This is a genomic window from Agrobacterium rosae, assembly GCF_002915175.1.
Taxonomy (GTDB): domain Bacteria; phylum Pseudomonadota; class Alphaproteobacteria; order Rhizobiales; family Rhizobiaceae; genus Agrobacterium; species Agrobacterium rosae.
The window spans coordinates 83,585-95,740 of the sequence record NZ_NXEJ01000008.1 but is presented as its reverse complement, the minus strand read 5'-3'; the positions used below and the strand labels follow the sequence as shown (position 1 = coordinate 95,740).

9 protein-coding genes are annotated in these 12,156 nt (G+C 55.4%); 7 read left to right on the top strand and 2 right to left on the bottom strand.

The annotated features are described in order from the left end of the window. Window positions 1-66: 66 nt before the first annotated feature. From CPJ18_RS16330 to CPJ18_RS16310, 5 genes are all read left to right on the top strand, one after another. On the top strand, window positions 67-1,893 hold the full coding sequence (locus CPJ18_RS16330) for an ABC transporter ATP-binding protein (RefSeq protein ID WP_407026441.1): 1,827 nt from the start codon (window positions 67-69) through the stop codon (window positions 1,891-1,893). Window positions 1,894-1,934: 41 nt separating this feature from the next. Next, window positions 1,935-3,467 carry an ABC transporter substrate-binding protein gene (locus CPJ18_RS16325; protein ID WP_103659402.1) on the top strand — a complete coding sequence of 511 codons (1,533 nt, stop codon included), beginning with the start codon at window positions 1,935-1,937 and terminating at the stop codon, window positions 3,465-3,467. Window positions 3,468-3,530: 63 nt separating this feature from the next. Continuing rightward, window positions 3,531-4,454, top strand: coding sequence for an ABC transporter permease (locus CPJ18_RS16320; protein ID WP_103659689.1), 924 nt, complete (start codon window positions 3,531-3,533; stop codon window positions 4,452-4,454). 5 nt (window positions 4,455-4,459) lie between these two features. Further along, on the top strand, window positions 4,460-5,308 hold the full coding sequence (locus CPJ18_RS16315) for an ABC transporter permease (RefSeq protein ID WP_103659401.1): 849 nt from the start codon (window positions 4,460-4,462) through the stop codon (window positions 5,306-5,308). A 5-nt stretch (window positions 5,309-5,313) separates the two neighbouring features. Further along, window positions 5,314-7,053 carry a M14 family metallopeptidase gene (locus CPJ18_RS16310; RefSeq protein ID WP_103659400.1) on the top strand — a complete coding sequence of 580 codons (1,740 nt, stop codon included), beginning with the start codon at window positions 5,314-5,316 and terminating at the stop codon, window positions 7,051-7,053. A gap of 54 nt (window positions 7,054-7,107) precedes the next feature. On the opposite strand, the gene CPJ18_RS16305 is transcribed toward CPJ18_RS16310, so the two are convergent. Then, window positions 7,108-9,057: an AI-2E family transporter gene (locus CPJ18_RS16305; protein ID WP_103659399.1), complete on the bottom strand. Its 1,950-nt coding sequence runs from the start codon at window positions 9,055-9,057 to the stop codon at window positions 7,108-7,110. 366 nt (window positions 9,058-9,423) lie between these two features. Here CPJ18_RS16305 and CPJ18_RS16300 point away from each other — a divergent pair, with 366 nt between their 5' ends. Next, window positions 9,424-10,140, top strand: coding sequence for an outer membrane protein (locus CPJ18_RS16300; protein WP_103659398.1), 717 nt, complete (start codon window positions 9,424-9,426; stop codon window positions 10,138-10,140). A gap of 54 nt (window positions 10,141-10,194) precedes the next feature. On the opposite strand, the gene CPJ18_RS16295 is transcribed toward CPJ18_RS16300, so the two are convergent. Continuing rightward, entirely contained in the window at window positions 10,195-10,782 is a 588-nt protein-coding gene (locus CPJ18_RS16295) for a TetR/AcrR family transcriptional regulator (RefSeq protein WP_167397924.1), read from the bottom strand. A 221-nt stretch (window positions 10,783-11,003) separates the two neighbouring features. Between CPJ18_RS16295 and CPJ18_RS16290 the strand changes: the two genes are divergently transcribed. Next, window positions 11,004-12,011, top strand: coding sequence for an XdhC family protein (locus CPJ18_RS16290; protein WP_103659397.1), 1,008 nt, complete (start codon window positions 11,004-11,006; stop codon window positions 12,009-12,011). Window positions 12,012-12,156 lie beyond the last annotated feature (145 nt).

Here is a 12,156-nt window from a genome sequence, read left to right as displayed (position 1 = left end):
GACCGTCGATCGACAGCGCGACACTTGCCTAGGCCAGACTGCGCAAGCGCCGACGGAGACGCACACATGATGAACGCAATTGACAAACCCACGCCGCTTCTTTCGGTCGAAGGGTTGAGTGTCGAGTTTGGCAGCAGTCGCGTCGTTGATGATCTTTCCTTCTCGGTCGCCGCAGGAAAAACCGTCGCTGTCGTGGGTGAGTCGGGGTCAGGGAAGTCGGTAACATCGCTTTCGACCATGCGCTTGGCCGATATGATGGGCGCAAAATTTCCCAGCGGCCGGATCATGTTCGGTGACAAGAATTTGCTTCAGGTCTCGCAAAAGGACATGCGTTCCATCCGTGGTAAAGACATTGCCATGATTTTTCAGGAGCCGATGACCTCGCTCAATCCTGTTTTCACCATCGGTGATCAGATTTGCGAGGTGCTCATCCTTCACGAGAAGATGGGCAAAGCGGCCGCCTCGGCAGAGGCGCGCAGGCTTCTCGATATGGTGCGCTTGCCAGATTCTGCCGCACTTCTGGATCGCTATCCGCACCAATTGTCGGGTGGAATGCGACAGCGCGTCATGATTGCCATGGCGCTGGCCTGCCGCCCGAAGCTCCTGATTGCAGACGAGCCGACCACGGCTCTCGACGTCACCATCCAGGCGCAAATCCTCAACATCATGCGTGACCTGCAAAAAGAACTTGGCATGGCCATGGTCTTCATCACGCATGACATGGGTGTCGTTGCCGAAATGGCCGATGACGTCGTCGTCATGTGGAAAGGCAAGAAGGTCGAGGAAGGCCCTGTCGGCCAGATATTTGCCAACCCGCAACACCCCTATACCCGCATGCTTCTCTCAGCCGTGCCACGTCTTGGCAGCATGACGGGCGAAGATTTCCCCAAGCGCACGCCGCTGACGGTGCTGGAAGATGGCAAGCCAAAAATAATTGGAGATGAGCGGGTTCAGGACACTGCAAAGTATGACCAAAAGCCGCTTCTGTCGGTCAAGGATTTGCTGGTTCGGTTCGATGTGAAGAAGAACCTGTTTGGCAAGGCGACCCACCGTCTTAGTGCCGTCCAGAATGTTAGTTTTGACATTCATCCGGGGGAGACATTGGCACTGGTTGGTGAATCCGGCTCCGGCAAATCGACCATCGGTCGCACGATCCAGCAGCTTCAAACGTCGATGGGCGGCGAGATCGCCTTTGCCGGGCGGACATACTCATCCATGTCGGCAGCGGAACGTTTTCGCATGCGACAGGAAGTCCAATACATTTTCCAAGACCCATTTGCCTCGCTCGATCCGCGCAAGACGATTGGTTTTTCGATTGCCGAGCCGATCAACACGCACGGCCTGATCTCCGGCAGCAAGGCCGTTCGTCGTCGGGTCGACGAACTCCTCGAACGCGTTGGCCTGAGCTCCGCCGTGGCCGAGCGCTACCCTCACGAGTTCTCGGGTGGCCAGCGCCAGCGCGTCTGCATCGCGCGTGCATTGGCATCTGATCCGAAGCTGATTATCGCCGACGAAGCGCTATCTGCGCTCGACGTGTCCATTCAAGCGCAGATCATCAACCTGTTTATGGATTTGCAGGCCGAGCGCGGTCTCGCCTACCTGTTCATCAGCCATGACATGGCTGTGGTTGAGAAGATCAGCCACCGCGTTGCCGTCCTCTATCTCGGCCAGATCATGGAGCTGGGCAGCCGCCGACAGGTCTTTGAGACACCGACGCATGATTACACGCGCCGGTTGCTGTCGGCAGTGCCGGTCGCTGATCCCGCAGCCGTCAGGCAAACGGCAATGATCGAGGGCGAAATTCCCAATCCAGTCCGTCGCGTTGGCGATGAACCAGCCATTCTCGTTCACGAGGAAATCAATCCAGGCCACTTCGTTGCAAGAAGCGCCTGAAAAACCGCGAAAAATCGCATCTATCTGAGAGGAACAGATCAATGACCAGAACAAACAGGGGGCTGACGGCCTTCGTGGCGCTTGCCCTGTCAAGCGTGGCTTTTGCTGCCGCACCGGCACTCGCAGCCGGAAAAATGACGATTTCCACGCCACAGGACCCGGGCAGCTGGGACCCCATCGATACGTTTCTGGTCCAGTGGGCTGCCGTTGCCACCAACATTTTCGATGGCCTGACCTATCGCGGCCCTGACCTGAAGCTCGTACCGGGTCTTGCTGAGTCTTGGGAAGAGCTGGACGAAGGCAAGCGCATTCGCTTCAAGCTTCGCCAGAACGTTAAGTTCCACAATGGCGAGCCATTCAACGCTGAAGCTGTCAAGTTCACCTTTGATCGTCTGCTTGGCGAACAGGGTGCGAAGGGTCCACAGCGTTCCAACTATACCGCCATCGAAAGTGTCGAGATCATCGATGAAAACACCGTGGACATGAAGCTGAAGGCTCCTGATCCCGTTCTTTTGACCAAGCTTGCCGGATACGGTGCCATGATCGTGCCGCCGAAATACATCCAGGAAAAGGGTGAAGACAACTTCAACACCAATCCGGTCGGGACAGGTGCGTTCAAATTCGTGTCCTATGCGCCGAAGGTGAACATCAAGCTCGAAGCCAACCCCGATTACTGGGGCGGCGCACCGAAGCTTTCTGAGCTCGATTATCGCTTTATCTCCGAACCGGCGACAGCCGTTGCCGAGCTTCAGGCTGGCCGTGTCGATCTCGTCATTCCGCCGACAATCCCTATTGGCATGCTGCCGGTCATTCAGGGCGATTCCAATCTGGAAATCGTGAGCGTTCCCGGCCCAACCGTCGACGCCCTGCGTTTCAACACGCGTGATGGCATTACTGCCGACCCGAAGGTTCGCAAGGCGATCATTATGGCAGTGGATCGTGCGACCATCGTCAAGTCGATCCTAGCAGGGCAGGGCGCTGAAATCGCAAGCTTCCAGGGCGCACTGTCCTTCGGTTACGACCCCGAACTAAAGCCGCTTCCTTACGATCCGGAAGGAGCAAAGAAGCTTTTAGCTGAAGCTGGCGTAAAGCCGGGTGCAACGGTTCAGATCGATATTCGCGGCAATGATGCGACGATGAACGAGGTTACGCAGGTTATTGCCAGCTATCTCCAGATGGTCGGCATTACCGCGACGATCAAGCCTTATGAAACCAACGTTCTGCTGAATGACATCATTCCGCAGGGCAAGACCGGTGCCATGTTCCAGCAGAAGTGGGGTGGCTGGACCTTCGATTACGATAACACCGCTTATTCCATGTACCACTCCGGTGAAAAGTGGAACCCTTACGAAAAGGACGCAGCACTCGACAAGTTGCTGGAATCCCAGCGCCCACTGACGGACCGCGCAGAGCGTGAGCGCATCCTTAAGGAAATCGGCAAAGCGACTGCCGAGAAGGCCCTTGAGCTGCCGCTTTACAATACCAACGCGATCTACGGCGTCAGCAAGAAGGTCAAAGGCTTCATCGCCCCACCGGATAACCGCCTGAAACTGACCGACGTCACCGTCGAGTAAGAATGAATGTTTGACGCCGCTCTCACTGGGCGGCGTCACCGTCCCCATTGCAAGGAAAAGAACGTGGCCGGTTTCCTCATCAAGCGATTGTTGCAGGCGTTATTCGTCGTCATCGCCATCACGCTGCTCGTCTCATTCGCCATTCGCCTGACCGGCGATCCCGCCGTTACTATGTTTCAGGGCGGTGGCAGCATGACGGAAGAAGATTTGATGCGCATTCGTGTCGCGCTGGGCACAGATCAGCCGTTCTTCGTGCAATACATGAACTTCTTAAAAGGCCTTGTCACGTTAGACCTTGGCAAGAGCTTCATCGGTGGCACGCCAGTCTCGCGCCTGATCGGTGATGCACTGCCAGCAACGCTAATGCTGGCCTTCATCTCCATGGTTGTCTCGATTGCGCTGTCGATCCCATTGGGCATCAAGGCGGCGACCTCGAAAGGGAAGGGTATCGATCAGGCCATCAGGATATTCTCGCTTCTCGGCCTGTCCTTTCCAAATTTCTGGCTTGCGCTCATGCTTGTCCTGCTGTTCTCGATCACGCTCGGCTGGCTACCGCCCAGCGGCAAGGGCGGCTTTGTCAGCTACATCATGCCTGCGGTGACGATGGGCGTTATTCTCACAGCCACGAATGTTCGCCTCGTTCGCACAGCAATGCTCGACACGCTGCAATCGCAATACATCATGGTTGCGCGCGCCAAAGGGCTTAGCGAAAGCAAGGTTCTGTACAAACACGCTTTGCGCAACTGCGCTATTCCGCTCATCACCTATTTCGGCCTGCAGTTCGGCGGGTTGCTGGGCGGCATCGTCGTCATTGAGCGGGTGTTCAACTGGCCTGGCATGGGGTCGTTGGCATTCGATGCCGTTGGCGCGCGCGATTATCCCGTGTTGCAGGCCGTCATTACCGTGCTGTCGCTGATGATCGTCGGCATCAATCTTCTGGTCGATATTGCCTATGGGCTGGTCGATCCCCGTATCCGCACGGAGTAAAAGACATGGCAACCAAAACCTTCCGCCTTTCGCGGTTCTACAGCCTTGAATTCGTGCTCGGTGCAACCTTGACCGTCGTCATCTGCGCGGCCGTGCTTCTGTCCGACGTGCTTTTCCCCGGCGGTGCGGAAAAGATTGATCTGATGGCAAGACTGGCAAAACCATTTGCCAGCGCGGCACACCCATTCGGCACTGATCCACTCGGCCGTGATGTTCTGGCGCGTGTCGTGGCAGGTGGCAAGATTTCGCTGCTGGTGGGCTTTACGTCCGTCATCGGTGCCGTCGTGTTTGGCGTTCTGATGGGCCTGATCGCAGGCTACTATCGCGGCTTCTGGGACATGGTCGTCATGCGCTTTGCTGATATTCAGCTTGCCATGCCCTTCATTCTGCTGGCAATCACCTTCATTGCCATTGTAGGCGGCAGCCTCACCAACACCATCATATTGCTGATCGTGTCGCAGTGGGTCCAATATGCGCGCCTCGTGCGCGGCTCGGTGCTCACACTGCGTGAGCGGGAATTCATCCTTTCGGCGCGCGCTATCGGCGTCAAAGACTGGCGCATCATTTTCCAGCACCTGCTGCCAAACCTCGTTGGGCCGGTCATCGTGCTGATGACGCTGAATGTGGCCAACAACATCCTGCTGGAAAGCAGCCTGACCTTCCTCGGCATGGGCGTCGATCCGACCATTCCAAGCTGGGGTGGCATGCTGGCGGATGGTCGCACCTATTTGCAGATTGCATGGTGGGTCAGCGTCTTCCCAGGCCTAGCGATTCTTTTCACGGTGCTTGGTCTCAATCTTTTGGGCGACTGGCTGCGCGATAGCCTCGATCCGACCGGCAGAACTTCGAGGTAAATGCGATGACAGAGATTTTCAGCCAGACATTCGAGCGCACTCTTGATGATTTGGTCGAACAAGCGGTTGCCGGGCAGTCCTTGGAAGCATGGACCTTCGATGACGTGAACAGCAGGCGTGATGCCGAGCGCCGCCTTGCAGAAAGAGGCGTCACGGCACGCATCCGCAGTGCCTACAAGCCGTTGCTCCACAGCTTGCTGGAAGATATCGATCTGGAAGGCGTCGAGAGCATTCAGATCGCATATCCGGTTCACCCCGACGCTCCCGCAAATCGGTTTCGGCTTGAAGCTTATCCGTTGGCCGCTTTGGTCGGAAAGATCAAAATCGACTTTGTGCCGCGTGAAGATGCTGCGTTTTTCTATGACGTTTCTCTGAAACGGGCAGCTGGTACCGAGACACTGAAGGTGCTCGCGCCAAATCGTGTCCATATCGATATTGTTGGAGAAACCAATGTTTCGCCAACCGGCTGGCTGCGCCACGGGGAGCTTAGTGAGCGGCTTGAAACGGACTACGAGCGCTTGTTCGAAAGCGCCATTAACGCAGTCGCAAGACACGATTGGGGAAATGAAGAGCCCTATTTCGATGAGCTCAATATTCGCGTCCTTTATCCTTCCGAGGATCTGTCGCTTGCCATTGGCGATGAGATGGTCAGTCTGCGGGAAGCCCTTCATGAGGATTTGTACTTCTCGCTTCTCGAATTCTTCCAGAAAAAATCCGGTCGTCCACTCGGTGATCGTGGCTTGAAACCCGGCCAGATCGTTCCAGAAGTCATCAAAAGTGATGCGGGAATTTCGGTGCGTATCGAAACCCGGCCATTGGGCAAGGCATTTCTGGATAGCGCGAACCAAGTAATCGAAACAGCCGCTGCCCCGCTATCGACAGATCAGATATCAAATCAGTTGACCGAAATAGGTGGCGACGAGTTCACTGCCCGCGCCAGATCAGGCAGGCAAGTGACGGCACGATATTTCAGCGGAAGCGACGCTGCCGTGATGATCAGTGGCGGACAACACCCGAATGAAACGACAGGCATCGTCGGTGCTCTCCGTGCGGCCCGTGAATTACAGACGAAGGCAGGTGCCCATTTCACCATTTCGCCGCTGGAAAACCCTGATGGTTACGCCATCCATCAAAGGCTTCGCGTCGATAATCCAAGACACATGCATCATGCCGCGCGCTATACCGCGTTGGGAGATGATCTCGAGTACCGGACATTTGAGAATTCGGGAGCGTATCTCAACGAAAAGGAAATCCGTTTTAAAGCGCAGGACTTAAGCGGTGCCACCCTGCACGTCAATCTGCACGGTTATCCCTCGCACGAATGGACCCGTCCGCTCTCGGGTTATGTGCCGCGTAATTTCGCGATGTGGACTTTGCCAAAAGGCTTCTTTCTCGTCGTGCGTCATCACGCTGATTGGACCGAACAGGCCGAGGCCTTGCTCGACAAGGTTACCCGCCATCTTGGTACGATCCCCGGTCTGCTGGAGTATAATGATCGCCAGATCGCGCTCTACGAAATCCACGCCGGCGAGACCGGGTTTCGCATCATCAACGGGTTTCCGTGTCTTTCATCGATTGATGATCGACACACGGTACCAATGACGTTGATAACCGAGTATCCCGACGAGACGATCTACGGAGACGATTTCATCGCCGGTCACACCGCGCAGATGCACACTGTGATGTCTGCTTATGAGGCATGGCAGGAAATTATGGTGTCTATGTCCCTGCCAGTAGGTGTCTAACGCCACGGGTTTCGGCTTGAATGCTTTTAATCGACCTTCGCCCATAGTCGACAATCAAGCCGCGGCAACCGGCTTGATTGTCCTCAATTTTGGATGACCAACTTTCCGCGCGATAGCCACGAGCTTCGTCGGCGTGGTTGGAGTCAACGACAGTTTTGCTGCCTCGTTCAACGACATCGCGACAAAGTCGGCACCTATCTCATCGGCGGCGATTTGCGCGTAGTTCTGGCCGTTCGCGGTGGGTATGAGTATTCCCACCCGTATGGAGGGATTGATGCGTTTGAGACGACGAACGATCTGGCGTGCATGGGATTTGGAGTTGCCATTGAGGAATGAGACGACAGCTGTGTTGACGCCGTCGATATTCAGTTTCAGCGAGGTCCTGACAGCCAGGTCGGCATAACTTGCAGACGTGACTGCGGCTCCCTGCACCTCGATGATTTGCGACAACATCAAGGATGCGGCGTCATCAATGGCTCCGCGACCGCCAAGGCATAAAACCGATTGGCCTTTACCATCGGGCAAATCTGTTTCGTCCGGCAGCGTCGGTGTTATCTCTGCGGTATCGTCCAGCTCTTCGTTTTCCTCCTCATCAGCGATGTCTGAAAGATTTTCGACCAACGTCATGGAACTTGAAGAAAACAATTCGATCTGCGAATCCGACATCACGCCGCGCTGCCGGTCCATCTCGCCGAGAAGAAGAGCAGGGAGCCCTACCTTGTCGTAATAATCGACGAGATATTCCTGCTTGAGATATTCCTCGGCATTGTCGGTAGCTTCATTCGGATCGCCAGCCAAAAGCCTCTGATAGAGTTTTTCATGGAGCTCGAGGACAGGCTCGTTCCCGAGGAGAACGTCAAGAAATCCGAACTGCGGAACGTAGCGACCAAGGACAACCAGGCAGACGGTCAACGGTGTCGATAGCATCAAACCAATCGGTCCCCAGAGCCAGGACCAGAAGATCGCCGAGACGATGATTGCCAGGGGGGACAATCCCGTGTGCGAGCCATAAAGCCAAGGCTCAATGACGTTGTTGCTTACCAGCTCCGTCGTCAAAAACAGAGCCGCGACCCAAGCAACGAGCGACCAGCCCGGGGCAATTGCCAGAGCCAGAAAAAGTGGAAGGATCATACCGATGACCGGGCCGATATATGGGACGAACCGGAGGACCAGCGTGAGAAGACCCCACAGAATCGCATTGGGTATTCCCAGAAGCCACAAGCCAATGGTGATAGGCAGGGCGTAGAGAGCATTGACGACCAATTGCATGAGCAGATATTTGCCCACTCTTTTTCCGGCATCTTGAAGTGCTGCGGTCGTTCGGTGCAGGTCGCTCAAGCCGACAAGCCGAATGAACCTGTCGCGCAGATCTTCACGCTCCAATAGTATGAAGATGACCAGCACAATGACGAGACCTGCCGTCGCGAACGGACTGATGAGGGGCAGGATAAGGTTGCCGAGGGTTTGCAGCGGATTGGTGCGGGAAATGATCTCGACCGGCATAGGCTCCCGAGCCGTGATTTCAGGCGCTGGTGCGTCCTGACTCTCGGTGGCTCTTGTCTGTATCTCAGCGCCGACCTTTTCCACCACCTTGCTGAGATGGTCGAGGATGCCATTACCAGAGCCTGCCTGAGCGAGCAGCTGGACCTTGCTGACGATATTGCGCTGATAGGTGGGAATGTTCTCGGCAAGGTTTGCAACTTGCGTGGCAACGATGAAGCTGAAAATGGCTATGGCACAAAAAGCCGATGTCACGGCGAGAATAACCGCCAAAACTTTTGGGATATACCGCTTTCGGAGGAACGACACGATTGGAGCAAGGGTGAAGGAAAGAAGAAGCGACAGCGCCAGCGGAACAAAGATTTCCTGGCCGACCCGCAAAAGAAAAGCCACGCCGATCAGGATGAGTACGGTTCGACCCGACAGTATGGTGCTCGATGCCGTGTCGGCGCTGGGATAAGTCACCCTCGGCTGCAACGGATTGATTGTCTTTAGACTTGCCATTCTTCTTCCCGCCATTTGACCATCAGGTTCACCATGTGGACAACGGCGACAAAGGGCACCAGCGGATGTGCAATAGCTTTGGCGAGCAGCCTTACTCAGTGAAGCGCATGCAGCTTGAGTGCTGCTGCGACGCGTGAACGCACGTGTTGATATCCAGTTCCTTATATACGCTTATAGGCGAGGTCGTTGATGCATATGGCGTGGTAGTTCAGGCACAGCCCGTGGTCATGAGTTGCGGATAAGCAACGCTAAATGGCAACATTCAACGACAGACGTGAATTTATGCTAAATTACTTAGACATCACGCTCGTCCGGTGACTTCTATAGGGAACGGCGGGGGCCGATTCTTCTGAAAGGTCTACCGAAATGCAAAAAGTCGTTAAATTGGCAGGCTTGCTGGCTCTTCTGGCATCATCCGCAACTGCCGCTGATATCATTCAGAATGAGCCTGTTGTCGTTGCCGATAAAAGCGGTTTTTACCTCGGCTCGGTCAGCAGCCTGACGTTCCCGGATAATACAAATTACACATTTGGCGGCACGTCTTACGACGCTGACTACGATTTTGGTTTTTACAGCGGATTGCGCGCCGGTTACAGCTTCGGATCATACGGTTTTGTTTCTCCGCGCCTCGAGCTTGAAATCGGTTACGGTACAGCAGATGCCGACGAAATCAGCGGTGGTGGCGTAAACTTCGGGTCGGACTCGTTCGGTGACGCGCGTACCATTCAGGGCTTCGTCAACGCCTACCTCGACATCCCCACAAACACCGCTTTTACGCCGTATTTTGGCGGTGGTATCGGTGCGATGAACCTCGAATTGCGTCGACAGGGTGTGTCTACGACTGGCGTGGCAATGGATGACGACGATACGAAATTTGCTTATCATCTTGATCTCGGCGTCGGTATCGATCTCAACACGATCTCGTTCTTCAGAGATAGCACGCTGTTCAGCAATACGACGTTCGATATCGGTTATCGCTACACGGCAGCAGATGACTTCGACTTCACTGCGCGTGATGGCTCAGTATCGAGCACTGATTTCAGCAGCCATGCCGTTGTTGCTGGTTTCAGACGCCAGTTCTAAGTTCAGCCCGATACCTGAAAAAGCCGCTCTCGTAGCGGCTTTTTTGTTTTTACTCTACCGAGCTCTCAATCCGTCCATGACCAGGCGAACAATCCTGTTTGCCCGCTCGCGCCAGTCCGGGCCATCGGGAATTGAGTAAATGCCGAACAGCGCGTTCAAAACGTCTGCCGCTTCTATGTCGCCTTTAATAGACCCGGCCTTGACTGCTTTGTCGAGAAGTTCACCGAACGCTGTATGCAGGATTCTTGATCCGTCGGCAAAAAGAGTGGAATTGGATGTGAAAAGCAGTTTCAAGCTGCTCGCCATGCCGCGCTTGGCGGCCATATACCCGACAAACCGGCTCATCCACTCCTCCAGCGCAACATCTGGCTCTTTCTCCGCGATCAGGTCCGTGGCAGCGGTGGCAATTAGTTCCAGTTCTCGACGGTAAACGACTTCGACCAGATGCTCCCGGGTTGGGAAATGCCGGTAAAGCGTGCCTATGCCCACACCGGTGCGCCGGGCGATGTCTTCGAGTGAGGCGGCTGCACCTTGCTCTGCGAATGCCAATGCTGCGACTTCAATCAGCCTGTCACGGTTTCGGCGTGCGTCGGCGCGCAGTTTGGGCTGGACACCCGATTGCTGTGGTCGCTCCTGCGGCACTTTAAATTCTCTCCACACGAAAAGGCTTGACGAATGATCGCAAGTCACTAGATTAAACGGAGGCTCCTCCGTTTAGTCGGAGAGCTCCTAAATCTTTAGTTCAGATGTGGGGTGGCTGTCATGCCAAATCATATCACATAGCTGATGAATGGCTGTGAAGTCGGAACCAACCGACCGTCTTGAGGTTTAGCGTTTAATTCAGATCGAAAGCAGGAGCCGTTATGACGCAATCGATCCTTCCTACTTTGCAAAACAGCCTCGGCAGCAAATCGTTCCCTCTCTCTCGGCAGGCCTTAACGGCACGGCTTGGCGAAGATAAGCCTGTGCCAAAAAAAGCCCTCTCAACCGACAGCGCAATCGACGTTCTCGATTTCGCTGTTCGAATGGTCGAGGCCGGCTATCAGATGGCGCTGTGTACCTTGGTCGAAATCCGCGGCGGTTCGTCCCGGCCGCTTGGAGCACACATGGCTGTCGCCGATGATGGTCGCTATTGCGGCTATGTGTCTGGAGGCTGCACGGAGGCGGCTATCGCGGCTGAAGCGTTAGAAGCATTTGCCAGTGGTCATGACCGTTTTGTGATGTTGGGGGAAGGGTCTCCTTTTTTTGATATCATCTTGCCCTGTGGGGGCGGCATCACGGTTGCAATCCATATGCTTCGCGACATCGAGCCGATCTGTTCCGTCGTTACGCGAATGAGGAATCGTCAGGAAGCCAGTCTTTCATACGCTTCAGGCAATGAGCAGCTCTCATTCGGTGCCAATGGCCCTCACACCGGATGGGACGGGGATGTCTTCGTGACGTGTTATCGCCCAGCCGTACGCGTTTTGCTGTCCGGGCGGACTTTGGAAGTCGAAGTCGCTGCGCAGGTTGCGGAGGCGGCGGGTTATGAGGTTATCCTTTACGATCAAGCCGGGGTTGGGGGTCTCGACCCATCCATGATCGATGCAGACACGGCCGTTGCACTACTTCAGCATGATATCGAACTGGAAATGCCGGTGCTGAACGCTGCACTCAACGCGAACCCGTTCTACATCGGTGCTCTGGGCAGCTCCCGCACGCACGAAAGACGCGTGGAGCGGTTGCGGGAGATTGGACATTCCAGTGACGTTATCGGGAGGATCAAAGCGCCAATCGGGCTGTTCGGACGGGCGCGCGATGCGCATTCTCTGGCGCTCTCGGTCATTGCGGATATTGCGGCCTGTCGGCAGTCCAGTCTGACGTCGACCTAAAAGATCGCAACGCGAAACGGTTCGATCAGGGCCGTTTGGCACTACAGCAAGCAGACATGTCCTCGCCGGAGGAACAACTGAATCCGCAGGCATATCATGGTCTGCGATCCACCATCACCAATGCGTTTAAGCCAAGGGAGATGTC